Raw genomic sequence first — 23,195 nt, forward strand, 5'->3', positions numbered from 1 at the left:
TCCCTTGGCAATCGCGGCCCAAACGCGCCCTGTTCATACCTGCCGGAAACGAAAAACGCCCCGAACCAGAAGGTCCGGGGCGCTTTCGCGTGTCGGTGACGGGGCCCGTCAGGCGGCGGTCGGCGCAGCCTTGCGGACGCTTTCGTCAACGTGCGCCTCGAAGTCGGCGAAGTTGTCGACGAAGAGCTGCACCAGCTTCTGCGCGGTGCGATCATACTCTTCCTTGTCGCCCCACGTCGCGCGCGGATCGAGGATCTGGCTGTCGACGCCGGGGACCGCGACCGGAACTTCGAAGCCGAAATTCTCGTCCTTGCGGAACTCGACATTGTTCAGCGAACCGTCGAGCGCGGCATTCAGCAGCGCACGGGTCACCTTGATCGGCATGCGGTTGCCGGTGCCATACTTGCCGCCGGTCCAGCCGGTGTTGACCAGCCAGCACTGAACACCGCCCTTGGCAATGCGATCCTTGAGCAGATTGCCATAGACGCTGGGATGACGCGGCATGAACGGCGCGCCGAAGCAGGTGGAGAACGTCGCTTCGGGTTCGGTCACGCCGATTTCGGTGCCGGCGACTTTCGCGGTGTAGCCCGAGAGGAAGTAGTACATCGCCTGATCGGGCGTGAGACGCGCGATCGGGGGCAGAACGCCGAAGGCATCGGCGGTCAGCATGACGACGTTCGCCGGAACCGGACCGAGGTTCTCTTCCGAAGTGTTCGGAATGTAGTCGATCGGATAGGCGCCGCGCGTATTCTCGGTCTTGGACGTGTCGGTGAAGTCGATCTCACGGGTCTGTTCGTCCATCGCGACGTTTTCGAGGATCGTGCCGAACATCTTCGTCGTCGCGTAGATTTCCGGTTCGCCCTCTGCCGAAAGGTCGATCATCTTGGCGTAGCAGCCGCCTTCGAAGTTGAAGACCGCATCGTCCGACCAGCCATGTTCGTCGTCACCGATGAGCGTGCGGCTGGCATCGGCCGAAAGCGTGGTCTTGCCCGTGCCCGAAAGGCCGAAGAAGATCGCGGTCTTGCCGTCTTGGCCGACATTGGCCGAACAGTGCATCGGCATGACGCCCTGTTCGGGCAGGAGATAGTTGAGAAGGCCGAAAACGCCCTTCTTCATCTCGCCCGAATATTCGGTGTTGGCGATCAGGATCAGCTTCTCGGTAAAGCTGACCGCGATCATCGTGTCCGAACGCGCGCCATGGCGTTCCGGATCGGCCTTGAAGCTGGGCAGGTTGATGATGGTGTATTCGGGGACGAAGCCTTGCAGCTCCTCTTCCGAAGGACGCACCAGCATGGTCCGCACGAACAGCGAGTGCCAGGCCAGCTGCGTGATGACGCGCACGTTCACGCGATATTCGGGCTGCGAACCGCCGAACAGGTCGGAAACGTAAAGCTTCTCCTGCCCTTTCAGCGCGTCCATCATGTCCGCCTTGAGATTCGCGAAATGCTCCGCGCTCATCGGCTGGTTGATCTTGCCCCAGTTGATCGTGTCTTCGGTCTTGTCGTCGCGCACGACGAACTTGTCCTTGACGCTGCGACCGGTAAACCGGCCCGTATCGACGACGAGGGGGCCATGGGCGGCAAGACGGCCCTCACCGTTGGCCAGCGCATGCTCGACAAGCGGCGCAGTCCCGAGATTGGAAAAAATTTCAGCCCCGGTTTCGATACCCTGGGCGGTAAGCGGCGTATTGAGCGACACGTCTCTCTCCTGTCAGCACCCCCGCACCGTCCTCACACGGAAGGGGGCGTAGCAGCGCACAAAGGCGCCGCGACAATTGCGGGCTCGTCATGAAAGTCGAGCAGTGGTCCCGGTGATTTCCCTCTGCACCGGGATATGACGGCTTGAGAACCGACCCGCACGATGCGCATAGTCGAGCCGGCAGATGAGGTCAAACTGCCTTAAAGTTGCATGAGAAACCTTGAAAAATATCACGATATTTCCGATATTTACTGCATATGCGATGAAGATGGCAGGACCCATGAATTGGCGAATCCGTTCATGATTGTCTAAGCGATGGGATAACGGGGCCGCGGCGACCATCGCGGCACGCAATACGGGATGAAGCATGGCGCAGGTAATCGCGCTGGTCGATGACGACCGGAACATACTAACGGGCCTGTCCATCGCGCTTCAGGCCGAGGGCTTCGACACGCGCGTCTACTCCGACGGGTCGGCCGCGCTGGAGGCGTTGATCGAGAACCCGCCAGACCTTGCCGTCTGCGACATCAAGATGCCGCGCATGGACGGCCTGGAACTGCTGCGCCGACTGCGTGAAAAAAGCGCGCTTCCAGTGATTTTCCTGACCAGCAAGACCGACGAACAGGACGAGGCGATCGGCCTTGCCATGGGCGCGGACGATTATATCGCGAAACCGTTTTCGCAGCGGCTCCTGATCGCCCGCATCCGCGCGCTGCTGCGCCGCGAGGAACTGGTGCGGGCGCGCCTTGCGGGCACGAGCAAGGAGCCTCCGGCCGAAGTCATCACGCGCGGTCGCCTTGCGATGGAGCCTGAACGCCATTCCGTCACCTGGGACGGCAAGCCGGTCTCGCTGACCGTGACCGAGTTCCTGATTCTCGAGGCGCTGGCGCAAAGGCCGGGCGTGGTGAAGACGCGCAACCAGTTGATGGACGCGGCCTATCAGGACGACGTCTTCGTCGACGACCGCACGATCGACAGCCATATCAAGCGCCTGCGCCGCAAGTTCCGCGAAGCCGATCCGAATTTCTCGGGCATCTCGACGCTCTACGGGGCAGGCTACAGCTTTGCGGGAGACTGATCCGCCATCGGGGCTGACAGAGCCGGAAACGATCGCGGAGCAGCCACCGCAAGCTCCCGATCGCCTGTTCTGGACCCGGCGGTTCTCGCTCACGACCCGCATCCTGGCGGTCAACGTCCTGATCGTGGGCCTGGTACTCGGCGGGCTTTTCATTCTCGACACCTATCGCAAACAGCTGATCGCCGAGCGTTTCAAGCTCGCCCGGTCGGAGGTCGAGATCATCGCCAACGCCTTGGCAGAGGCTCCGTCAAGCGAACATGCCGCTCTGCTCGCCCGGATTGGGGCCGAACAGCGTTTGCGCCTGCGCACCTTCGACGCGTTGGGTGAGCTTCAGACCGACAGCTTCGTCGTCGGCGAACCGGCCTTCACCATTGCCGATCCGGAAAACGATACCTGGGTGGAAGATTTCGCCCGCTGGATGGACAAGGCGGTCGACTTCGTGGTCGGCGCGCCGCCGGTCTCCCCCTATGACCCTGCGCTGGAGGAGCGGCCGGCCGAAAAGTCGGAATGGCCCGAAGTCTTCGTGTCCGAACAGGCCGGACAGGGCGCGGTCATGCTCCGCTATGCGCCCGACCGCACGCCGGTCATCACCGCGGCCGCCCCCTACGGCGCGCAGGGCGAAACGCTGCTGACCATGCGCAACGCGGTCGACATCACGCAATCGGTACGCTCGGCGCGTCAGACCCTGCTGGTGCTGCTGGCGCTGGGCATCCTGTTCTCGATCCAGCTTTCGCTGTTCCTTGCCCGCACCATCGTTCAGCCGCTCAAGCTTTTGTCGCGAGCCGCTGCGCGCGTGCGCCTTGGCCGTGACCGCGAAGTCGTGGTCCCCCGCCTGCCCGAACGCGGGGACGAAATCGGCACGCTGGCCCGTGCCCTGTCCGACATGACCGGTGCCCTGCGCGAACGGATCGACGCCGGCGAGGCATTTGCCGCCGACGTCAGCCACGAATTGAAGAACCCTCTGGCCTCCTTGCGCAGCGCGCTCGACACGCTGGAGAACGTTGAGGACCCCGACCTCAGGAAGCAGCTGACCGAAATCGCGCAACAGGACGTGCGCCGGATCGACCGGCTCATCACCGAAATTGCGGAGGCGACCCGCGTCGATGCCGAATTGTCGCGCACCACGTTCGAGGCGATCGACCTCCTCGCGCTGGCGCAAAGCGTGATCGGCGGGCGCACGATGGCCGCGCGCATCGGCGAGGAACGGGATCTGACTTTCGAGGTCGAGAGCGCCCCCATCGGTGCCACGATGGTATCCGGCGACGCGGCGCGGCTGGAACGCGTGATCGAGAACCTGGTGGACAATGCCGCCGGTTTCTCGCCCCACGGCGGGCGCATCGCCATCGCCTTTGCCGATCTTGGCGACGAGATCGAGATGACCGTCACCGACGACGGCCCCGGCATCCCGCCAGAGGAACGCGACAAGGTGTTCGAACGCTTCCACTCGGTTCGGCCCGAAGCCGCCTTCGGTTCGCACAGCGGCCTCGGCCTTGCCATCGCGCGGTCGATCATTACCGCGCACGACGGCACGCTCACCATCCGCGACCGGGGCGACGGCAAGTCGGGTGCGGTCATGGTCATCACACTCCCATCCCTGGAAACCACGACATGAGCGGCATGACGCACCAGGCGACCTGTGTCGCGATAGACGGTCGCGCGATCCTGATCGAAGGCGAACCGGGTTGCGGCAAGACCAGCCTGGCGCTGGCGTTGATCGATCGCGGGGCCACGCTGGTCGGAGACGACGGGGTACTGCTGGAAAAGCGCGACGGACTGCTCTGGGCCATGCCCCATCCCAATACGCGCGGTTTGATGGAAATCCGCAACGTCGGCATCACCGCTCTGCCGTGTGGAGAGGCCCCGGTCGCGCTGCTCGTTACGCTCGATCATGCTTCGCCGCGCCATGTCGAAGGGCCTTCACTCGACGACCGCGCAGGCGTTGCCCTCCCCTCGCTCCTGCTCTGGCCCGACAGTCCGGTCCTTCCGATCCGTGCCGAAATGGCGCTGACCATACATGGCCTGCCAATGCATGGCTGACGGATGCGAAACAAACGGGCATAGCCTCGATCAAATCATGCTGTCCGAATCGCCAGAAAGCCCGACACGGGTGCTGCTCGTCACCGGCCTGCTCGGCGCGGGCAAGACGACCGCCCTGCGCGCACTGGAGGATCTGGGATGGGAGCCGGTGGACAATTTCCCCGTCCGGCTCATCTCGCGCTTCCTGCACACGGCCCCCGGCCCCGGCAGCGAACACGGCGCCGACGACAAGGCCGCGCCGCTGGCTATCGGTTTCGATTCGCGCACCCGCGGTTTCGATCCGCACGCCGTCATGGCAGAGATCGAGGCCCTGTCAGAGGCCGAGGGCATCGGCTTTTCCACCCTCTACCTCGATTGCGGAGCCGAGGAACTGGAGCGCCGCTATAACGAAACGCGGCGCAGGCATCCGTTGTCGGGCGACCGTCCCGTGGCCGCCGGAATCGCGGCTGAGCGCGAGTTGATGGAGCCGCTGCGCCGCTGGGCGGACGTCGTCATCTCGACCACCGATTTTTCCACCAACGACCTTGGCCGCACGATCCGGGAGCTTTTCGCGCCCAGCGCGCCGCAGGAAATGACGGTGACGGTATCCAGCTTCGGCTTTGCGCGCGGCATGGTGCCCACCGCAGACCTGGTCTTCGACATGCGGTTCCTCGACAATCCCCACTGGGACGAGGCGCTGCGCCCGCTGACCGGCAGGGACGAGCCGGTGAAGGAACACATCCGCAAGGACGCGGCCTGGGCCGAGGCGTTCGAACGTATCCGTGATCTCGTGCTGTTCCTGCTGCCCCGCTACGAGGCGCAAGGGAAGGCTTACGTGAACATCGCCTTCGGCTGCACCGGCGGCAAGCATCGCTCGGTCTTTTCGGCCGAAAGCCTGGCCGACGCACTTCGCGATGCCGGCCATTCCCCCACGGTCCTGCACCGCAACCTTGACTCGGCCCATACCGATCTGGTCGAAGGCGCGACCCGCTGATGACCTTGCGCGATTCCCCGCCGCCTGTTTGCGGTCAAGTGTCGGTTCATCTGGATGCGGGCAGCTTGGACAGGCTGCGTTAGGAACTTCATGATTGGCCTAATTCTCGTAACTCACGGCAATCTCGCGGAAGAATTCGTCCGCGCGATGGAACACGTGGTCGGTCCGCAGGATGACGTCGTGCCGGTTTGCATCGGCCCCAACGACGATATGGAGCAGCGCCGAAGCGAGATTCGCGATGCCATCGCGTCGGTCGATTCGGGCAATGGCGTGATCGTCCTCACCGATCTTTTCGGCGGAACCCCGTCAAATCTTGCCATATCCCTGTTGAATGCCGGTTCGGTCGAAGTGATCGCGGGCATCAACCTGCCCATGCTGATCCGCCTTGCCGGGGCCCGCACGGAAATGACCGTGACGCAGGCCGTCGCCGCCGCGCGCGATGCGGGCCGCAACTACATCACCATCGCATCCGAATTCCTGGGGCAGGACGCATGAGCGAGCTGGGGCAGGCCCATTGCCGCCGGGTCACGATCTGCAACCAGCGCGGCCTGCATGCCCGCGCCAGCGCGAAGTTCGTCGGTATGGTCGCCGGATTTCCCGAAGGCACCACCGTTCGCGTCGTGCGCGAAGGGAACGAGGCCGCCGGCGGCTCGATCCTTGGCCTGATGATGCTGGGCGCGGCCAAGGGCGACGAGATCGAGATCGTGACCGGCGGTCCTGCCGGGGCCGAGGCGCTGGAAAAGCTCTGCGCACTGGTCGAGGACCGCTTCGGCGAAGAATAGGCGCAAGCGGGCCATGCGCCTCATCACCGGTCTTTCCAATCCCACGATCAAGTACTTGCGCGCGCTGCGCGACAAGAAGCACCGTCGGCGCGAGGAGCGTTTTCTGGCCGAGGGACTGCGCCTGCTGACCGACGCCCGCGAAACCGGGTACTTGCCCGAAACCCTGGTCATGGCCGAAGGGCGCGATCCGCACCCGCTGCTCGATACGCTGATCGACGCGGTCGAAGCCGCTGGCGGCGACGTGATCGAGGTTTCGGAAGCCGCGCTTTCCAAGATTACCGGCAAGGACAATCCGCAGGCCGTTTGCGGGGTCTTTGCCGAATTCGACACCGGTCTTGCGCGGATCGACCGCAATTCGGCCTCGCTGTTCCTCGTGGCGCAGGCGATGCGCGATCCGGGCAACCTCGGCACGATGCTGCGCACCGCCGATGCCGTGGGCGCGGGCGGGTTGATCCTGCTCGACGACTGCGCCGATCCGTTCAGCGTGGAGGCCGTGCGCGCCAGCATGGGCGCGGTGTTCACGGTGCCGCTGGCCCAGGCCCGCTGGGACGAATTCCAGGGCTGGCTGCGCAGCGGCGAAGGGCAGCTGGTCGCCGCGTCGCTGCGCGAACCGTACGATTACCGCGAAGCGCCCTATGCCGCGCCGTGTTTCGTGATGGTCGGCAACGAATCGCGCGGGCTTCCCGAAGAATACGAGATCGCATGCGACCTGCGGGTCACGATCCCGATGCTGGGCCGCGCGGACAGCCTCAACGCCTCGATCGCAGGCGCGGTTCTGGCTTATGAGGCGCTGGCGAAGCTACGTTGAGGATCGGCCCTCAATCATCCTTGCGGTCGTTCGCGACCGAAAGCCGCGACACCTCCGACGGATCGCCGGACACGTCTTCCTTGCCATAGCGCGGCGCGGCCTCGACCAGCGGCACGTCCTCGATCTCGCGCTTGCCGATCTCGATGCCCTTTTCGGCGAGGCGCTTGCCCGATGACAGCACGTTACGTTCGAAACTGCCGACGAACTTGTTGTAATTGTTGACCGCCGTCTCAAGCCCGCCGCCGACGCGCTTCAGGTGTTCGGCGGCAACCGCCAGCCGGTCGTAAAGCTCCGAACCGGCCTTGCCGATGGCCACCGCCTCGCGCGCGATCGTGTCCTGACGCCAGACCTGCGCGACCGTGCGCGCAATGGCGACGAGGTTGGTCGGCGTTGCGAGCAGGACCTTGTTGCGGAAAGCGAAATCCCAAAGCTCGGGATCGTGTTCTAGCGCAGCTGCCACGAAGTGTTCGCCCGGCACGAACATGACGACGTAATCGGGCGCATCGTCGAACTGGCTCTGATAACCCTTCGATCCCAGCGTCTGGACGTGATTGCGCATCGACTTTGCATGAAGGTCGAGATGGCGGACACGCTCTTCCCCGTCATCGGCCTCGAATGCGGCCTGATAGGCGTTGAGCGAAACCTTGGCGTCGATGACCAGCTTCTTCTGCCCCGGAACGTTGACGATGGCGTCCGGGCGCAGGCGACCCTCGGACGTATCCATCGAGTGTTCGAGATTGAAATCGGTGTGTTCGGACAGACCACACTGTTCCAGCACGTTCTGCAACGCGCGCTCGCCCCAGCGGCCGCGCGCCTTGGGCGCATTGGTCAGCGAATTGCCGAGCCGCTGCGCCTCGCGCCGGACTTCTTCCTGCCCAAGGCGCATCTGTTCGATAACGCCCGACAGGCTGCCGAAGTCCTTGACCCGCTTTTCCTCCAGCGCGGCAACCTGGTCCTCATAGGCCTTCAATCGCGCGCCCACGGGATCGAGCAGTGCCTTGATCTTCTCGGCATTGGTCTTCTCGCTTTCGGAAAACCGCTCATTCGCGCGTTCGAGGAAGCGGGCCTGCGCGCCTTCCAGCGCCTTTACGCCCATCGCCTCGAACTGCTTGCCAAGCTCCTCGCGCGCTTCCTTGAGGAGCGCCTCACGCTCTGCCAGGTTGGCGCGGTCCTTGTTCAGCTCCGCAACCTGCACGCGCAGCCCTTCGACCTGCACCCGCGCATCGCGAAGCTGTTCATCGAGCGCGGCAGCCTTGTCGGCCCGCTCGCTCATCGTCGCCAGTTCAGCGATGGCGGCGCGGAACTTGTCGTCCCTATCCTTCAGCTCCGCGGCTACACCTGCATGGCGCTCACGCCAGTCGGCAACGGGCCGCCCGCCCAGATACCAGCCCAGCCCAAGCCCGATGACCAAGGCGACGATTACGAGAATGATGGCAGTAATTTCCATAGCGCAGGAACATACATCGAACATCGCGAGAGGCAAGCAGCTGACCGGCCCTGTCCGGAACTTCTCCCCCATCTATCCGTCAGTCAGCTGAGAAGGAGAATTTCCATGTCCATCCAGAAGATGATTTCCGAACACCCCGCCGTCGGCTCCGACTATAACGAGAGCCTAGGCCTTGCCGTGAAGCACGCGATGTACTGCGCCGCGATCTGCAATTCATGTGTCGATGCCTGCGCGGCAGAGGACATGGACATGAGCCGGTGCATGCGCCTGTGCAGCGATTGCAGCGACATCTGCACCGCCACCTATCGCGTCGCCAGCCGCCGCACGGACGAGAACCGCTCGGTCATTCGCGCCATGCTGGCACTGTGCGTAAAGGCGTGTGAGACCTGCGCCGAGGAATGCGAAAAGCACGACAACCCGCACTGCCAACGCTGCGCGCAGATGTGCCGCGAATGCGCCCGCGACTGCAAGGCCGCGATGGAGGATCTGCACGACGAGGCAGTTGCCTGATTTGGTTTTTTAGCCTGAAGCGCCGGAGGGGCCATCCGGCCCCTTGGCTAGCCTCGCATAAGCCCGGGCGCGCGTTCGCGCTTGCCGGGGTCGCTTCGTGCCCGGTTCATCGCCAAACCCAAAGCTAAGCGCTGAACCGGGGCGCGCCAGCGACTCCCGCAAGGCCGAACGGCCGCCGCCGCTTATGCGGCGAAGCCAAGCGGGCCGGATGGCCCGCTCCCGGCGTCTGAGGGAGTCCGGCCAAGCCGGACCGACCATCAAGCCGCGCGGCGCAGTTTTTCCAGCTTTTTCATCGCCATGTTGCGCTTGAGGCGCGAGAGGTGGTCGATGAAGACGATCCCGTTGAGGTGGTCCATTTCATGCTGGATGCAGACGGCCATCAGGTCGTCCATGTCCTCTTCATGAGTCTTGCCCTCAAGGTCCTGCCAGCGCACGCGGCAGGTCGCGGGGCGGTCCACTTCGGCGTAGATTTCGGGCACCGAGAGACAACCTTCGTTATAGGCCTTCGTCTCTTCCGACGGATTCAGGATTTCGGGGTTGATGAAGACCCGCGGTTCCTTCTTCGTCGGCTGATGCGTGTGTTCGTGGCCGCCGTGGTTGCACACCTCCGGCTCTGCATCCGGGTCGTCGGGCTGCAGGTCGATGACCAGCACGCGCAGCGGAACGCCCACCTGGATCGCGGCAAGGCCGATGCCGGGGGCATCGTACATGGTTTCGAACATGTCCTCGACAAGCTGCTTCAACTCGTCGTCGAACGTTTCTACCGGCTTCGAAACCTGCTTCAGCAGCGGGTTCGGCACTTCAATGATTTCACGGATAGCCATCGCGCCAAGATAGGCGGGTCGGCGGATTTATTCAACGCGAATGCTTTGATCTAAGTGATCGATCTGCTCGTTCAGCGCACCGACGGTTCAGCCGACGGGCCGCCGTGCGCGCAGCGCCTGCGCCAGCGTACCCTCGTCCATGTAGTCCAGCTCGCCGCCCACCGGCAGGCCGTGGGCCAGCTGCGTCACACGAACGGGCCGTTCTTCCAGCCTTTCGGCGATGTAATGGGCGGTGGTCTGCCCCTCCAGCGTCGCGTTCATGGCCAGCACGACTTCGTCGATGCCGCCTTCTTCCACGCGCGCCAGCAGGCTGCCGATCGCAAGGTCTTCGGGCCCTACCCCGTCGAGCGCCGAAAGCCTGCCGCCCAGCACGTGATAGCGTCCGGTGTAAAGCTTCGCCCGGTCGAGCGCCCAGAGGTCGGCCACGTCCTCCACCACGCAGATCGAACGCTGATCCCGGCGCGGATCGGCGCAGACGTGGCACGGGTCCGACGTGTCGACGTTGCCGCAGACCTGGCACTCGACAAGGCTTTCCTGCACCGCTGTCAGCGACGCGAGCAAATCGACCAGCGCCGTGTCGCGCCGCTTGACCAGCCAGAGCACGGCGCGGCGGGCCGATCGCGGCCCAAGCCCCGGCAGCCGCGCAAGCGACGATGCCAGTCTCTCGATCTCGTTCCCGCGCGGGTCTTGTGAAGCCATGTGACGATAGATAGGGACTGCGGCGCAGGGCGGGAAGTCCGGCCAGAGGACATTCAACATGCGCGTCATTTTCATGGGCACTCCCGACTTCGCGGTTCCGACGCTGAAAGCGATTCGAGCTGCCGGGCACGAAGTCGTCGCCGCCTATTCCCAGCCGCCCCGCCCCGCCGGTCGCGGCAAGAAGCTGCAGCCTTCGCCCGTGCACTTGGCGGCGGAAGAAATGGGGGTCGAAGTTCGCACGCCCGTATCGCTGAAGCCGCAGGAAGAGAAGGACGCCTTCGCCGCGCTGAACGCCGATGTCGCGGTCGTCGCGGCCTATGGACTGCTGCTGCCGGTCGCCGTGCTTGAGGCGCCGAAGTTAGGTTGCCTCAATGTCCACGGCTCGATCCTGCCGCGCTGGCGCGGGGCCGCGCCGGTGCAGCGTGCGATCCTCGCTGGCGATGCGACGACGGGCGTGACGATCATGCAGATGGAAAAGGGGCTCGATACCGGGCCCATGCTGTTGAAACGCACGACGCGGATCGATGAGAAAACGGCCGGAGAACTAACCGACGAGATCGCCGCCATGGGCGCGGAAGCGATGGTCGAGGTGTTGTCGCGCCTGCCCCATGTCCGCGCAGAAGTGCAGCCCATCGAAGGCGTCACTTACGCGCACAAGATCGACAAGGCCGAGGCCCGGATCGATTTTTCGAAAGGTGCCGAACACATCGAACGGCAGGTCCGCGCCTTCGCACCGCGCCCCGGTGCCTTCTTCGAACTCCGCGGCGAACGCATTCGCGTGCTGGAAGCCGACGTGATCGGGCGTGAAGGCGCGACCGCGACGGTACTGGACGATGACCTGACAATCGCCTGCGGCTATGGCGCGATCCGGCCCACGCGGGTTCAGCGCGCAGGCAAGCCGGCGATGGAGACCGAGGCGATGCTGCGCGGCTATCCGATTCCGGCGGCTACCGAGATTCGCTGATCCGCCATGACCCGCTTTGCCTTCACCATTGAATTCGACGGCGCGCCCTACATGGGTTTGCAACGACAGGCGCATGGCCCTTCGGTGCAGCAAAGCGTCGAGGAAGCCGTCGCCGCCATCACGGGCGAGGATGCGCGGATACATGCCGCCGGGCGCACCGACACGGGCGTCCATGCGCTGGCCATGCGGGCCCATGTCGACGTGGAAAAGGACATCGACGCCTTCCGCCTGATGGAGGGAGTCAATGCCAAGCTGAGGCCAGAACCCATCGCCGTCACCGATTGCCGCGTGGTGCCGGATGACTGGCACGCGCGGTTTTCGTGCATCGGGCGGTCCTACGTCTATCGCATCGTGAACCGCCGCGCGCCGCTGACGGTGGACCGGGGCAAGGCGTGGCAAGTGGCCAAGCCGCTGGATCACGCGGCCATGCACGAAGGCGCGCAGCATCTTGTCGGCCAACATGACTTCACGACGTTCCGTTCGGTGCATTGCCAGGCGCAGAGCCCGCTCAAGACGCTCGACCAGCTGGACGTTGAACGCGAAGGCGAGGAAATCCGCATCCATGCCGCCGCGCGCAGTTTCCTGCACCATCAGGTTCGCTCGATGGTGGGCTGCCTCGTGCTCGTCGGACTGGGCCGCTGGGAACCGGATGAGGTGCGGCGCGCTCTTGAAGCACGCGACAGGCAGGCCCTTGGCCTCAACGCGCCGCCCGACGGCCTCTACTTCGTGGAGGCGAAGTACGAATAAAACCGCATACCTGACAGGATAGGACCGGCCATGACGACCCGCACCAACGAGATGATCGTTTCGACAGCACAGGCCGATGGCAAACTGGTCGTCGAACTTGTCGAGACGCCCGTCACGCCGCCGGGGCCAAACGAAGTGCTGGTCGAGATGGAGGCCGCGCCGATCAATCCGTCGGACCTCGGCCTGCTGTTCGGGTCCGCCGACCTTGAAAATGCCGAGTTTTCGGACCGCCGCATCGTCGCCCCGATGTCCCCTGCGATGACGGCCTCTTTACGCAAACGCCACGGCGATGCCATGCCGGTGGGCAACGAAGGCGCAGGCCGCGTGGTCGAAGCCGGCAGCGATCCTGTGGCGCAGGCGCTGATGGGCAAGCGAGTCGCCTGCCTGCCGGGCGGGGCATTTGCCCGCTATCGCATTGCCGACGCGGCGACCTGCATGCCTCTGCCCGACGACGTTTCGGCGGAACAGGGCGCGGCGGCATTCGTCAATCCGCTGACCGCTCTGGGCTTTGTCGAAACGATGAAGCGCGACGGGGGCAAGGCGCTGGTCCATACCGCCGCCGCCTCCAACCTTGGCCAGATGCTGTTGCGCATCTGCCTTGAGGACGGGATCGGCATCGTGAACGTCGTGCGCAGCGATGCGCAAGTGCAGCTGTTGCGCGACATCGGCGCAGTGCATGCGCTGAACATGGCGGAGGATGGTTACGATGCCGCACTCGTCGATGCCATCGCCGCGACTCAGGCCTTCACCGCCTTCGACCCGATTGGCGGTGGCACGCAGATGGGCCGTATCCTCAACGCGATGGAGCAGGTGGCCTCGCGAGACGAGAGATTTTCACGCTACGGATCGAGCAGGATGAAGCGCGGCTATGTCTACGGGCGGCTCGACACCGGGCCGATCGTGATGGACCGCTCTTTCGGCATCAGCTGGAGCGTCAGCGGGTGGCTGCTCTTCAACTTCCTCCAGACGGTATCCGCCGAAGTGAAAGAGCGCATGTATGCGCGCGTGATGAGCGGGCTTACGACGACATTCGCCAGCCACTATTCGGACAGAGTATCGCTGGCCGGAATGCTCGACCGCGATGCGGTCATGACCTACAACGCGCGGAAAACGGGCGAGAAGTTCCTGGTGCTGCCGCAGGCGTAAACCTGCGGCCAGCGTCGCCCGGATCACGGAAATCAGTCGTCCAGCGCAAAGCCGACCTTGATCACGACCTGATGCTGAACCGTGCCGTCGTCTTCGATATAACCACGCTGGCTGACCACTTCGTACCATTTCACGCCGCGTATCGTGGCCTGTGCACGCTTCAGGGCGGCCTTGATCGCCGCGTCGCTGCCTTCGTGCGAAGTGCCGACGATCTCGCTCAGCTTGAAGACATGGTCCATTAGCGCATCCTCCTGTTACCGGCTTGGAGCAGGAGGTTAGCGCAATCCGGCTAGATAGTCAGGCCCCGGAACCGTCAAGCCCCAAAACCGTCAGGCCTTGGAAACGACGCTTTCGGGCAAGTCCTTGCCGAAGACGCGCTGATAGTATTCGGCCACCAGCATCCGTTCGGTCTCGTCGCACTTGTTGAGGAACGAGAGGCGGAAGGCAAAGCCCAGGTCGCCCAGGATCTGCGTGTTCTGCGCCCAGCTGATCACCGTGCGCGGGCTCATCACCGTGGAAATATCACCGTTGATGAAGCCCTGCCGCGACAGGTCCGCCGTGCGGACCATCTTGGTGATCGTCTCCTCGTCCATTTCGGGGACCTTGGCCTTGACGATCTGCACCTCGGTCGCCTCAGGCAGATAGTTCAGGCCGACGACGATGTTCCAGCGGTCCATCTGGCCCTGGTTGATCGCCTGCGTACCGTGATAAAGCCCGCTCGTATCGCCAAGCCCGACGGTGTTGGCCGTCGCGAACAGGCGGAAATAGGGGTTCGGGCGAATGACGCGGTTCTGGTCCAGCAGGGTCAGCTTGCCCGCGGTTTCCAGAACGCGCTGGATCACGAACATCACGTCGGGGCGGCCAGCATCGTATTCGTCGAACACCAGCGCGGTCGGCGTCTGCAGCGCCCAGGGCAGCAGGCCTTCGCGGAATTCGGTGACCTGAAGCCCGTCCCGCAGGACGATCGCATCGCGTCCGACAAGGTCGATACGGCTGATATGCGCATCGAGGTTGATTCGCACGCAAGGCCAGTTGAGTCGCGCCGCGACCTGTTCGATGTGAGTCGATTTGCCCGTGCCGTGATAGCCCTGGACCATCACGCGGCGGTTGTGGGCAAAGCCTGCAAGGATCGCCAGTGTCGTGTCCGGGTCGAAAACATACGATTCGTCGCTATCGGGCACCCGGTCGTCGGCCTTGGAAAAGGCCGGGACCTTCATGTCGATATCGATGCCGAACGTCTCTCGGACGTCGACTTCGATGTCGGGTGCGGCAAGGGCGGTCTGGTGGCTGTTGGTCATGTCGTTCATCGCTTGCGGGCGGTAACGTTCCGCGCGCCGCACTGCAACAGGCTTGAATGTCAGGTTGCGGGCAGATCAAACTTTTCAGGAAGGGCAAACAGGGCTGCAAACCTGTCTGCCAGGGCCCTGTCGCCCTTCACCACCAGCCCGGTTTCCGCCTCCACTTCGGCCAGGGGGCGCTTGCCATAAATATAGGGCAGGATCGCGTTGGGCGATGCCGCCTCGAACGAAAGATCGGTCTGGCGGATATCGTGAGCACGCTCGATTTCCAACTCGCCCCCCGCCAGTTTCGCGACGAATGCGTCGGTCGAAAAGCGGAAGGCGACGGTCATTTCCATCTCCTCTGCACGGCCGGGATGGATCATCGTGCGCAGTGACAGCATCGCCGAAACCGGCGTCAGCGGCAGTGTCGGATCGTGCTTGCGCGAACGCACCGACCAACGGCCCAGCGCCTGCATCACGAATTCGGCCTCGTACCCCCATTCGGTCAGCTCGTAGACCTGGACCGAAGCCGGCGGCGGTAGCATCCGGCGGACCAGAACCCCCGCTATTTCAAGCTTTTCCAGCCGCTCGGTCAGGACCTTGGCGCTGATCCCCGGCAGGTTTGCGCGGATTTGCGAAAAACGCAAAGCACCCAGCATCAGCTCTCGCATGACGAGCAGCGACCAACGCTCCCCGATGATTTCCATCGCGAAGGCTGCACCGCAGGCATCTTCATACCAGCGTCCGTGTTTTGCTCGGTTCGTCACGCCCAAATACCGTCTGGTAACTTTTGTAATGTCCGTAGTTGCTTTTTGTAACCACCTCGCTCACGCTTGGCAAGCGCTGGGAAAAGGCGAGTCGTCGGCGGGGAGCTGGCACAGAGCCGACAGGGCCGAAAACGCGGCCGCTAACCGCCGGAGAGTGCGATGACGAAGATGATTTTCGTGAACCTGCCGGTCGCCGAGCGAGGACCGCCCGCCGAAGTCGCGGAATAATTACAGAACGGGAGAACAAGATCATGCCGCAAGTGCCTGACAGCAGCCTCGTCATCACGGCCTATGGCTGGGTGCCGGAATTCGCTCGCGGATTTGTCCGCGACTTGCGCCCGCGCTGGTTCTGCGAAGAGGCTGGCATTGACTATTCGGTCCGCCTGATCAGCGCGATGAAGCGGCCCGAATGGTATTTCGGCGAACAGCCTTTCGGGCAGGTGCCTTACGTTCAGGACGGCGATGTCGGCCTGTTTGAAAGCGGCGCGATCCTGCTGCACCTTGCCGAAAAGCACTCGGCCCTGCTGCCCGCCGACGGTCAGACCCGCGCCGATGCGCTGGCGTGGCTTTTCGCCGCGTTCAATTCGATCGAACCGATCGTGTTCCAGCTTTCCGCCGTCAACGGATTTTCCGCCGGTGAGGAATGGGCGAAGCTGCGCAAGCCCTCACTCGAGGAAACCGCCAGCCAGCGGTTCGACAGGCTGGCTGCGGGCATGGCAGGGCGCGAATGGCTGGCGGGCGAATTCTCGATCGCGGACATCGCCATGGCGACCACCCTGCGTGAGGCCGACAACAACGGCATGGTCTCGTCGCGACCCGTCCTTGCCGACTATCTCGAACGCGCCCTCGCCCGCCCCGCGTGGCAGGCGGCGCTCAATGCACAGTTGAACGATTTCGACGACAGTTTTGCCCCGCAGAAGGAACGCGCCTGAGCCATGTACATCCAGGGTTTCCTCATACCCGCACCTGCCGAAAAGTAAGGCGATTACCTCGCCCTCGCCCGGTCGTTCGACAAGCAGTTGATGGACCTTGGCGCGATAAAATGCAGGAAGGCGGCGCAAGGCCGCTTTGGGCGATCTATTTCACGGTCGACGACGTCGATGCCGCCGTTGCCAGGGCTGTCGAACTTGGCGGCAGCGTGCTGATGGAAGCGCACGACCTTGGCGATATAGGGCGCCTGGCCTTCATCGCCGATCCGCAGGGTGTCCCCTTCTACCTGATGCGCGGCAATTCGCCCGAACGCAGCCAGGTCTATGACACTTCCTCCGCCGCCTATGGCCAGTGCGGCTGGAACGAGTTGACCACGCCCGACCTCGACGCGGCGCTTTCATTCTACGGCGAGTTGCTCGGCATTTCGGTCACGGAACGCATGACGATGCCCGGCGATGCTGGCGACTATTGTTTCCTCGATCTTGGCGATTTGCGCATCGGTGCCGCGATGGCCGCGTCGCACGAATGGCCCGCCGGCTGGAAGTTCTATTTCCGCGTGCCCGACATCGAGGCGGCAAAGGCTGCGGTTGATGCGAATGGCGGCAAATCCCTGATGGGTCCGCACGATGTTCCCGGCGACGAGACGATTCTTGTCGCCAGCGATCCCGATGGCGTTACATTCGGCCTGGTCGCACCGAAAAAAGGCTGACGAAATCATCACCTCTGCCGAGCGGGGCGATGACCAGAACAATGCATCGGCACCGGGAATATCGAGGAGACAAGAAGGCATGATTTCGCTCTATGGACATCCGTTCTCGTCCTACACCTGGAAGGCGGAAATCGCCCTTCATTCCTGCGGGATCGAATACAAGCTGCGGCAGGTCGACCCCGGCCATCCCGACAATACCGCCTTCATTGCCGAACACGGCGGCCCTTTCGCGAAATTTCCCGTGCTGGAAGATGCGGACGGCAAGATCCTGTTCGAGGCGACATCAATCATCGAGTACCTTGTCGCGACGCGGCCCGATGCGGCCCACCTGATCCCCGAAGATCGGCAGCTGGAAGTCCGCAACCTCGACCGCGTTTTCGACAACTACGTGCTGAACGTGATGAACGTGGCAGTCCTCGAACAGCTTCGCGCGCCCGACGCGCCCGATACCGCGCGGCAGGACGAAGTTCGCGAACAGCTTCGCCGCGTTTATGCCTGGCTTGAACCCAAGGCCGATGCGCTGGGCCGCGATCCTTTGACCATGGCCGACTGCGCGGCGGCGCCAGCCCTGTTCTATGCCGACTGGGTGGAAGAGATCGGACCCGATTGCCCTGATCTCAAGGCACTTCGCGCACGGTTGAACGCGATGCCAGAGGTCCGTTCTTGCATCGATGCGGCCTATCCATACCGTCCTCTTTTCCCGCTGGGCGCACCGGACAGGGACTAGGTTTGACGAAGAAGCAGCATAAGGAAATGGATTTCGAGCAAGGATGGGCGCGGTTGCAGACCAGTTTGCCGCCTTGTGCGAAAGTTGAGACGGAAGGAACGGGGCCATGGGATACGAAGGCGGATGCACTTGCGGGCAAGTCCGCTACCGGCTGGGTGACGCGCCCTTTGCGGTTCACTGTTGCCACTGCCGGTCCTGCCAGCGGGAAACGGGTTCGGCCTTTGCGCTGAACGGTTTGGTCGAGGCGGACGCGATCACCGTCACCGCGGGCGAGCCGGAGCGGGTGGAAACCCCGTCGGAGAGCGGCAAGGGTCAATCGGTCTTCCGCTGCCCCGCCTGCCGCGTCGCGATGTGGAGCCATTATGGCGGCATGGGCGAAAAGGCCGGTTTCGTGCGGATCGGAACCCTCGACGATCCCGACGCTTTCCCGCCCGACCTGCACATCTTCACCCGCAGCAAGCAACCGTGGGTTACGCTAACCGGCGATCCTCCCGCGTTTGAGGTCTACTACAGCCAGAAGCAATACGACGATCTGTTCGGCACCGAACGCGCGGCCCGTTATCGGGCGATGCGCGGCATCTGAGCATCAGGCGAAGCGTTGCGCCTTGCGCAAGTGCTGATAGGCATCGACGACGCGCCGCAACCGTTCCTCGTTCGACCGGTCGCCGCCGTTGCGATCAGGGTGATAGCGGCGCACCAGTTCGGAATAGCGACGCCGTAATGCGCGGCGGTCCGCCTCGTACCCCAGGCCCAGTTCGTCCAGCGCGCGCCGGTCACCCGGTTGCAGGCCGCGCTGCCGCGCCTCCGATTCCTGCTGCCACTGGCGTTCGCGTTCGCCGCGGATATTTTTCGCCCGCGCCGAAATCGCGTTCAGCGGATCGTCGAAATCGGCCCAGCGCGGACCGTCGCCTCCCATGCCGGAATAGACGTTCGCCGTCTGGCGCCAGCCGAATACCGGCGACTGCGCGTCGAGGATCTCGTCCGCGCTCATCCCTTCGAAAAAATCGTAGCCCGCGTTGAAGGCGCGAACGTGGTCAAGGCAGAACCAGCGCCAATCGCCGGGGCCGTCGAAGCTGGACCCGCGCGATCCGGGCGCGCGGAATTCTCCCGCTTCGCAGCAGCCGGGGGCCTCGCACTGCCGCCCTTCGTTATCGAACCTTCCGTGAAACCTGTCGTGACGCATTCGCCCCCAGATGATGGCTTTATGCTTCAAATGGAACCCCCGTGCCCTATATCCGGCGCATGACCAGCACACCCGGACCCGTCGAAACCGAGATTCGCCAGCGGCTAGAAGCCGAATTTTCACCTCGCGAACTGATCGTCAGCAACGATAGCGCCATGCACAGCGGCCATTCGGGCGACGACGGATCGGGCGAATCGCACTTCACCGTGACGATCGTTTCCGATGCCTTTGCCGGTGTGTCCCGACTTCAGCGTCAGCGCATGGTGAACGGCGCGCTGGGCGACCTGCCCGGTCAGCGCGTGCACGCCCTTGCCATCAAGGCCCGCGCGCCGGGCGAGGCCTAGACCCGGCGGATTGCTGCGATCTTCAACCCGGCAAACAACAGCGCGGTCGAAAGGCTGCCAAGCGTGGCACCGACAACCCCGCCTAGTAGCGCGCCGGACGCAATGGCGATGATCATACAGACCGCAAAGGCGATGTTGAGCCCGGCATAGGCAGTGACGGCACCCGCGCTGTTCAGCACCGTCGACAGGTAGTCGCCGAAATAACCGGCCAGCACAGCCGAGAAGATCAGGAAAGCGAGCCCCGCCTGCCAGGGAAAGTTGCTTTGCGGCACATATCGGTGCCCGATCCAGATCATCGCCAGCGCCATGACCGACACGGCAATCGCCGCGACACAGATCACCGCACCCAGCCGCCGCACCGTATTCTGCCAGCCGCCACGATCCTTGCGATAAAGATCGATCAGGCGGGGCAACGCGGGCGTCACGATGGCGGATTGCAGTAGCGTGCGGATCATGTTCGCGAAGGTCCAGAAAAAGACGTAAACGCCCAGCATCCTGTCCCCTACCACGGCCGACAGGATGAACCTGTCGCCGTAAGTAATGAGCGCCAAGGCAATGTCGCTGGGCCATATCCGCATTGCACCCGGCATGGCTGTGCCGACCCAGCCGGTGGGATCATCCTCCCGCCACCGGTGCCACAGGCCGCGCGCGTGGAGCATGCCGGCCATCATGGCGAAGTTGGCGGCATGGCCCAACAACCAGCCAGCATAAACGAAATCGAGCGTCCTCAACCCGCTGTCCGCCAGACCGCAGACAATCACCGCCGGCACCCACGCCGCAGTGCGCAGCAGGACCCCCCAGTTGGCGATGACGTTCATTCTCATGCCCGTAAGAGCGATGTAGGCATCCATTGCCCACACTTCGGCCACAAGAATCGCGGTGATCAGTATCGCCGCGGTGCCGGGCACCGCATCGAAAATCCACACACCGATCACGCCGGGAACCGCCACGATTCCCATCAGGCGCGCAGTGAAAGCCATCCGGTCGCGCACGATGGCGATCCGATCGGCCGGATCGCGGCCGACCAAGTCGCGGCACATGTGGAAGTTCAGACCCATGCCAACCACCGAGGGGACCAGCGCGGTCAGCCCCTGCACAAGGCCCAGCCGCCCCATTTCCGCCAGCCCCAGCACCGCCGTCACGTAAATCGTCAGGGCAAAGCGCATGGCCAGTGTCGCCACGCGGATCGCGGCGATCGCGCTTCCGGTCAACCACATGGCCGGTTCGCTTGATCGCGGGGAAACGACTGATTAGGCATGGCTTTCCAGCCTTGCGGGGGAACTGATGGCGAGGGCTTCTTGATCTGTCTGAACGCGCGCTTCACCGGTCAGCCGATGACCGGCGTGCAACGCGCCGCCCACGAACTGGGCCGCCGCCTGATCTCCATGCGCAGCGATGTCGTGGCCTTGGCCGCTGCCCCGCCCGCACCGGAATACGACCTGCCCGTGACGGTCGTGCCGGGCCTTTCGGGCCATGCCTGGGAACAGGCGACGCTTCCCCGTCGCGTCGGGCGTTCGGACTTGCTGGTCGGTCTGGGCGGGACCGGTCCGGTCACGCTCTCGCGCCAGATCGTGATGATCCACGACGTGAATTACCTGCTTGGCCCCGATGCCTATTCGCGCCGGTTCCGCATCGCATATCGCGCGATCCAGTCGGTGCTGATGAAACGCGCGGCGATCTGCACGGTGTCGCACTGGTCCGCGCGCCAGATCGCAAAAGCTTTCGACGTCGAGGAGAGCCGGATCGCGGTCATTCCCAATGCCGCCGATCACATCCTTTCGACCGCGCCCGATCCGGGGGCGCCAAGAACGCTCGGCCTTGCAGATCGTCCCTATGTCCTGTGTGTCGGCAGCGCGAACCCGAACAAGAACTTTGCCACCGCGCTGGCCGCCTATGCCGCTCTGGACGATCCCGAATTCGATCTGGTCATCGTCGGCGGAGGCGACGCGCGCATTTTCGCTGGATCGACCCTCTCCAGCCATCCGCGCGTTCACCGCCTGCCGCGCATTTCGGATGGGGCGCTGCGCACCGTGATGGAAGAGGCGAAAGGCTTCTTGATGCCATCCCTGCTCGAAGGGTTCGGAATTCCTGCGATCGAGGCAATGGCCCTGGGCACCTCGGTCATCGCCGCCGATGCCGCCGCCCTTCCCGAAGTCTGCGCCGATGCCGCCATGCTGGTCGATCCGCGCGATGCGGGCGAGATGGGGGCCGCGATGCAGAAACTGTGCGCCAATGCGGAGCTTCGCGCCGACCTTGCAGACAGGGGGCGCAAGCGCGCCGCGCAGTTTTCGTGGGACACTTCCGCACGCAAGCTTTCCGACCTGATCGACAGCGCGATCAGACATCGAGGATAATCTCGCAGAAACGTCGGTCGAATATTTCCGGCGCAAACTTGCGCGCATGGGCGATGGCAGCTGCCGGGTCGAAATGCGGGAGCCAACGCTCCAACTCGGCCAGTCCGCCCTCCAGCGAATTGGCGCTCTGCTCTGCAAAGAACAGCCCGGTCACGTCCGGGGCGACGGTGTCCAGCGCACCGCCCTTGCCCAACGCCAGAACCGGACGCCCCGAAGCCATCGCCTCTACCGGGACGATGCCGAAATCCTCCTCTGCCGTGAAGATCAGCGCCTTCGCCTGCGCATAGGCGCGGCAAAGCGCGGGAAAATCCATTCGCCGGACCAGCGTGATGTTCGGACCGGCCCGCCGGGACATCTCCTCGAACAGGTCGCCGTCGCCCACCATCAAGAGCGGGCGGCCCGTGCGGTTGAACGCGTCGACCGCGATGTCGGGCCGTTTGTAGCGGGTCATCTGCGAGACCCAGAGATAGCGTTCCTCCACCGTTCCGGATGGGGCGAAGTCATCGACCGCAACGGGCGGATGAACGACGTCAGACGACCTGCGCCAGTATTTCTCGATCCGTTTCTGCACGAAGCGCGAATTGGCCATGAAGCGATCGACGCGCGCCGCGCTGGTCACGTCCCATCGGCGCAGGGCCGGAAAAGTCGCCGACATGGCAAGCTGCGACAGACGCCCGGCCGAGGCACGGTAATCGGGATAGTGATCCCACAGATACCGCATCGGCGAATGGGTGTAACAGGCATGCAGCGCATCGGGCGCGGCAATCACCCCCTTGGTCGGCCCCGTCTCGTTCGAGAGCACGAGATCGTATCCGCGCAGGTCCAGCTCCTCCAGCGCGCGGGGCATCAGCGGCAGGTATTTCTGGTAATGCGTCGCCGCGCCGGGAAGCCGGTTGATGAATGTGGTTCGCACCTTGTGTAGCCGAATCTTGGCGCTGACCTTTTCGGGGCGATAGACGTGGGTGAAGATATCGGCGCCGGGAAACAGGTCGAGCATGCGTTCCAGGACGCGCTCTCCCCCGCGCATCTGCACCAGCCAGTGATAGATGATGGCAACCCGGCGAAATCGGCCCGCCACCGCGCGGCGCAGATCCCTCAACTCTGCGTCGGACGCCTGCATGGCAAGAGCGGACTGCCTGAAATCCAGCGGTTCGCGGCGGGGGGCAAGCGTCAGGCTGGTTTCCATTT

At 63.9% G+C, this 23,195-nt stretch carries 27 protein-coding genes; 17 read left to right on the forward strand and 10 right to left on the reverse strand.

Annotation, left to right across the window (positions count from 1 at the left end):
* Nucleotides 1-108: 108 nt before the first annotated feature.
* Nucleotides 109-1,698, reverse strand: a complete 1,590-nt coding sequence (locus FAX90_RS15275) for a phosphoenolpyruvate carboxykinase (protein ID WP_144098297.1) — start codon at nt 1,696-1,698, stop codon at nt 109-111.
* A 367-nt stretch (nt 1,699-2,065) separates the two neighbouring features.
* Between FAX90_RS15275 and FAX90_RS15280 the strand changes: the two genes are divergently transcribed.
* The 7 genes from FAX90_RS15280 (at nt 2,066) to FAX90_RS15310 (ending at nt 7,376) form a co-directional block, all read left to right on the forward strand.
* Nucleotides 2,066-2,776: a response regulator transcription factor gene (locus tag FAX90_RS15280; RefSeq protein ID WP_144098298.1), complete on the forward strand. Its 711-nt coding sequence runs from the start codon at nt 2,066-2,068 to the stop codon at nt 2,774-2,776.
* Nucleotides 2,763-4,388 carry a sensor histidine kinase gene (locus FAX90_RS15285; protein WP_338080298.1) on the forward strand — a complete coding sequence of 542 codons (1,626 nt, stop codon included), beginning with the start codon at nt 2,763-2,765 and terminating at the stop codon, nt 4,386-4,388. Before FAX90_RS15280 ends, FAX90_RS15285 begins: the two co-directional genes overlap by 14 nt.
* Nucleotides 4,385-4,813: an HPr kinase/phosphorylase gene (locus FAX90_RS15290; protein ID WP_144098299.1), complete on the forward strand. Its 429-nt coding sequence runs from the start codon at nt 4,385-4,387 to the stop codon at nt 4,811-4,813. Before FAX90_RS15285 ends, FAX90_RS15290 begins: the two co-directional genes overlap by 4 nt.
* 37 nt (nt 4,814-4,850) lie before the next feature.
* Nucleotides 4,851-5,786 (forward strand): RNase adapter RapZ, encoded by a 936-nt coding sequence (gene rapZ, locus FAX90_RS15295; RefSeq protein WP_144098300.1) that lies wholly within the window; start codon nt 4,851-4,853, stop codon nt 5,784-5,786.
* A gap of 90 nt (nt 5,787-5,876) precedes the next feature.
* Nucleotides 5,877-6,281 carry a PTS sugar transporter subunit IIA gene (locus FAX90_RS15300; protein WP_144098301.1) on the forward strand — a complete coding sequence of 135 codons (405 nt, stop codon included), beginning with the start codon at nt 5,877-5,879 and terminating at the stop codon, nt 6,279-6,281.
* On the forward strand, nt 6,278-6,568 hold the full coding sequence (locus FAX90_RS15305; protein ID WP_144098302.1) for an HPr family phosphocarrier protein: 291 nt from the start codon (nt 6,278-6,280) through the stop codon (nt 6,566-6,568). The genes FAX90_RS15300 and FAX90_RS15305 overlap by 4 nt, the downstream gene beginning before the upstream one ends.
* A gap of 13 nt (nt 6,569-6,581) precedes the next feature.
* Nucleotides 6,582-7,376 carry a TrmH family RNA methyltransferase gene (locus tag FAX90_RS15310; protein ID WP_144098303.1) on the forward strand — a complete coding sequence of 265 codons (795 nt, stop codon included), beginning with the start codon at nt 6,582-6,584 and terminating at the stop codon, nt 7,374-7,376.
* A gap of 10 nt (nt 7,377-7,386) precedes the next feature.
* Here the strand turns inward: FAX90_RS15310 and FAX90_RS15315 are convergent, their stop codons facing one another.
* A complete protein-coding gene (locus FAX90_RS15315) occupies nt 7,387-8,823 on the reverse strand; it encodes a DNA recombination protein RmuC (RefSeq protein WP_170235007.1) in 1,437 nt (478 codons plus the stop codon).
* A 105-nt stretch (nt 8,824-8,928) separates the two neighbouring features.
* Here FAX90_RS15315 and FAX90_RS15320 point away from each other — a divergent pair, with 105 nt between their 5' ends.
* A complete protein-coding gene (locus FAX90_RS15320) occupies nt 8,929-9,333 on the forward strand; it encodes a four-helix bundle copper-binding protein (protein WP_144098304.1) in 405 nt (134 codons plus the stop codon).
* Nucleotides 9,334-9,590: 257 nt separating this feature from the next.
* On the opposite strand, the gene def is transcribed toward FAX90_RS15320, so the two are convergent.
* Both def and recR read right to left on the reverse strand, forming a co-directional pair.
* Nucleotides 9,591-10,157 (reverse strand): peptide deformylase, encoded by a 567-nt coding sequence (gene def, locus FAX90_RS15325; protein WP_144098305.1) that lies wholly within the window; start codon nt 10,155-10,157, stop codon nt 9,591-9,593.
* An 87-nt stretch (nt 10,158-10,244) separates the two neighbouring features.
* Entirely contained in the window at nt 10,245-10,856 is a 612-nt protein-coding gene (recR, locus tag FAX90_RS15330) for a recombination mediator RecR (RefSeq protein WP_144098306.1), read from the reverse strand.
* Nucleotides 10,857-10,914: 58 nt separating this feature from the next.
* Between recR and fmt the strand changes: the two genes are divergently transcribed.
* The 3 genes from fmt to FAX90_RS15345 are packed head-to-tail and all read left to right on the forward strand — an operon-like array spanning nt 10,915 to nt 13,713.
* Nucleotides 10,915-11,820, forward strand: a complete 906-nt coding sequence (fmt, locus tag FAX90_RS15335; protein WP_144098307.1) for a methionyl-tRNA formyltransferase — start codon at nt 10,915-10,917, stop codon at nt 11,818-11,820.
* Between the two features lie 6 nt (nt 11,821-11,826).
* Nucleotides 11,827-12,567, forward strand: a complete 741-nt coding sequence (truA, locus tag FAX90_RS15340) for a tRNA pseudouridine(38-40) synthase TruA (RefSeq protein WP_144098308.1) — start codon at nt 11,827-11,829, stop codon at nt 12,565-12,567.
* A 30-nt stretch (nt 12,568-12,597) separates the two neighbouring features.
* Nucleotides 12,598-13,713, forward strand: a complete 1,116-nt coding sequence (locus tag FAX90_RS15345) for a zinc-binding dehydrogenase (protein WP_144098309.1) — start codon at nt 12,598-12,600, stop codon at nt 13,711-13,713.
* Nucleotides 13,714-13,745: 32 nt separating this feature from the next.
* Here the strand turns inward: FAX90_RS15345 and FAX90_RS15350 are convergent, their stop codons facing one another.
* The 3 genes from FAX90_RS15350 to FAX90_RS15360 form a co-directional block, all read right to left on the reverse strand.
* Nucleotides 13,746-13,952, reverse strand: coding sequence for a dodecin (locus FAX90_RS15350; RefSeq protein WP_144098310.1), 207 nt, complete (start codon nt 13,950-13,952; stop codon nt 13,746-13,748).
* Nucleotides 13,953-14,042: 90 nt separating this feature from the next.
* The gene (gene cobS / locus FAX90_RS15355; protein WP_144098311.1) at nt 14,043-15,020 is read right to left on the reverse strand and encodes a cobaltochelatase subunit CobS; all 978 of its coding nucleotides are present in this window, start codon (nt 15,018-15,020) and stop codon (nt 14,043-14,045) included.
* Nucleotides 15,021-15,070: 50 nt separating this feature from the next.
* Nucleotides 15,071-15,760 carry a winged helix-turn-helix transcriptional regulator gene (locus FAX90_RS15360; RefSeq protein WP_240704942.1) on the reverse strand — a complete coding sequence of 230 codons (690 nt, stop codon included), beginning with the start codon at nt 15,758-15,760 and terminating at the stop codon, nt 15,071-15,073.
* Between the two features lie 251 nt (nt 15,761-16,011).
* On the opposite strand from FAX90_RS15360, the gene FAX90_RS15365 reads away from it, so the two are divergent.
* The 4 genes from FAX90_RS15365 to FAX90_RS15380 all read left to right on the forward strand — a co-directional run bounded on the left by FAX90_RS15365 (nt 16,012) and on the right by FAX90_RS15380 (nt 18,709).
* Nucleotides 16,012-16,692, forward strand: a complete 681-nt coding sequence (locus FAX90_RS15365) for a glutathione S-transferase family protein (RefSeq protein WP_144098312.1) — start codon at nt 16,012-16,014, stop codon at nt 16,690-16,692.
* A complete protein-coding gene (locus tag FAX90_RS15370) occupies nt 16,620-17,399 on the forward strand; it encodes a VOC family protein (RefSeq protein WP_276612394.1) in 780 nt (259 codons plus the stop codon). The genes FAX90_RS15365 and FAX90_RS15370 overlap by 73 nt, the downstream gene beginning before the upstream one ends.
* 79 nt (nt 17,400-17,478) lie before the next feature.
* Entirely contained in the window at nt 17,479-18,126 is a 648-nt protein-coding gene (locus FAX90_RS15375) for a glutathione S-transferase family protein (protein WP_144098314.1), read from the forward strand.
* Between the two features lie 106 nt (nt 18,127-18,232).
* Nucleotides 18,233-18,709, forward strand: coding sequence for a GFA family protein (locus FAX90_RS15380; RefSeq protein ID WP_144098315.1), 477 nt, complete (start codon nt 18,233-18,235; stop codon nt 18,707-18,709).
* Nucleotides 18,710-18,712: 3 nt separating this feature from the next.
* Here FAX90_RS15380 and FAX90_RS15385 read toward each other — a convergent pair whose 3' ends face one another.
* A complete protein-coding gene (locus tag FAX90_RS15385; protein WP_144098316.1) occupies nt 18,713-19,309 on the reverse strand; it encodes a J domain-containing protein in 597 nt (198 codons plus the stop codon).
* 59 nt (nt 19,310-19,368) lie between these two features.
* Between FAX90_RS15385 and FAX90_RS15390 the strand changes: the two genes are divergently transcribed.
* On the forward strand, nt 19,369-19,653 hold the full coding sequence (locus FAX90_RS15390; protein WP_144098317.1) for a BolA family protein: 285 nt from the start codon (nt 19,369-19,371) through the stop codon (nt 19,651-19,653).
* Here FAX90_RS15390 and FAX90_RS15395 read toward each other — a convergent pair.
* The gene (locus FAX90_RS15395) at nt 19,650-20,870 is read right to left on the reverse strand and encodes a lipopolysaccharide biosynthesis protein (RefSeq protein WP_144098318.1); all 1,221 of its coding nucleotides are present in this window, start codon (nt 20,868-20,870) and stop codon (nt 19,650-19,652) included. The genes FAX90_RS15390 and FAX90_RS15395 overlap by 4 nt on opposite strands.
* A gap of 81 nt (nt 20,871-20,951) precedes the next feature.
* Between FAX90_RS15395 and FAX90_RS15400 the strand changes: the two genes are divergently transcribed.
* Nucleotides 20,952-22,007, forward strand: a complete 1,056-nt coding sequence (locus FAX90_RS15400) for a glycosyltransferase family 4 protein (protein ID WP_170235008.1) — start codon at nt 20,952-20,954, stop codon at nt 22,005-22,007.
* On the opposite strand, the gene FAX90_RS15405 is transcribed toward FAX90_RS15400, so the two are convergent.
* On the reverse strand, nt 21,991-23,193 hold the full coding sequence (locus FAX90_RS15405; RefSeq protein WP_338080299.1) for a glycosyltransferase: 1,203 nt from the start codon (nt 23,191-23,193) through the stop codon (nt 21,991-21,993). The two genes, FAX90_RS15400 and FAX90_RS15405, sit on opposite strands and share 17 nt — an antisense overlap.
* Between the last annotated feature and the right edge of the window lie 2 nt (nt 23,194-23,195).

The organism is Croceicoccus sediminis (assembly GCF_007570835.1).
Lineage (GTDB): Bacteria > Pseudomonadota > Alphaproteobacteria > Sphingomonadales > Sphingomonadaceae > Croceicoccus > Croceicoccus sediminis.

Coding starts and splice junctions, on each gene's coding strand:
- def (WP_144098305.1), bottom strand. CDS start 10,157: ATGGCTATCCGTGAAATCATTGAAGTGCCGAACCCGCTGCTGAAGCAG.
- FAX90_RS15305 (WP_144098302.1), top strand. CDS start 6,278: ATGAGCGAGCTGGGGCAGGCCCATTGCCGCCGGGTCACGATCTGCAAC.
- recR (WP_144098306.1), bottom strand. CDS start 10,856: ATGGCTTCACAAGACCCGCGCGGGAACGAGATCGAGAGACTGGCATCG.
- FAX90_RS15300 (WP_144098301.1), top strand. CDS start 5,877: ATGATTGGCCTAATTCTCGTAACTCACGGCAATCTCGCGGAAGAATTC.
- FAX90_RS15350 (WP_144098310.1), bottom strand. CDS start 13,952: ATGGACCATGTCTTCAAGCTGAGCGAGATCGTCGGCACTTCGCACGAA.
- FAX90_RS15375 (WP_144098314.1), top strand. CDS start 17,479: ATGATTTCGCTCTATGGACATCCGTTCTCGTCCTACACCTGGAAGGCG.
- rapZ (WP_144098300.1), top strand. CDS start 4,851: ATGCTGTCCGAATCGCCAGAAAGCCCGACACGGGTGCTGCTCGTCACC.
- fmt (WP_144098307.1), top strand. CDS start 10,915: ATGCGCGTCATTTTCATGGGCACTCCCGACTTCGCGGTTCCGACGCTG.
- truA (WP_144098308.1), top strand. CDS start 11,827: ATGACCCGCTTTGCCTTCACCATTGAATTCGACGGCGCGCCCTACATG.
- FAX90_RS15315 (WP_170235007.1), bottom strand. CDS start 8,823: ATGGAAATTACTGCCATCATTCTCGTAATCGTCGCCTTGGTCATCGGG.
- FAX90_RS15380 (WP_144098315.1), top strand. CDS start 18,233: ATGGGATACGAAGGCGGATGCACTTGCGGGCAAGTCCGCTACCGGCTG.
- FAX90_RS15345 (WP_144098309.1), top strand. CDS start 12,598: ATGACGACCCGCACCAACGAGATGATCGTTTCGACAGCACAGGCCGAT.
- FAX90_RS15390 (WP_144098317.1), top strand. CDS start 19,369: ATGACCAGCACACCCGGACCCGTCGAAACCGAGATTCGCCAGCGGCTA.
- FAX90_RS15280 (WP_144098298.1), top strand. CDS start 2,066: ATGGCGCAGGTAATCGCGCTGGTCGATGACGACCGGAACATACTAACG.
- FAX90_RS15385 (WP_144098316.1), bottom strand. CDS start 19,309: ATGCGTCACGACAGGTTTCACGGAAGGTTCGATAACGAAGGGCGGCAG.
- FAX90_RS15405 (WP_338080299.1), bottom strand. CDS start 23,193: ATGGAAACCAGCCTGACGCTTGCCCCCCGCCGCGAACCGCTGGATTTC.
- FAX90_RS15290 (WP_144098299.1), top strand. CDS start 4,385: ATGAGCGGCATGACGCACCAGGCGACCTGTGTCGCGATAGACGGTCGC.
- FAX90_RS15310 (WP_144098303.1), top strand. CDS start 6,582: ATGCGCCTCATCACCGGTCTTTCCAATCCCACGATCAAGTACTTGCGC.
- cobS (WP_144098311.1), bottom strand. CDS start 15,020: ATGAACGACATGACCAACAGCCACCAGACCGCCCTTGCCGCACCCGAC.
- FAX90_RS15395 (WP_144098318.1), bottom strand. CDS start 20,870: ATGTGGTTGACCGGAAGCGCGATCGCCGCGATCCGCGTGGCGACACTG.
- FAX90_RS15320 (WP_144098304.1), top strand. CDS start 8,929: ATGTCCATCCAGAAGATGATTTCCGAACACCCCGCCGTCGGCTCCGAC.
- FAX90_RS15365 (WP_144098312.1), top strand. CDS start 16,012: ATGCCGCAAGTGCCTGACAGCAGCCTCGTCATCACGGCCTATGGCTGG.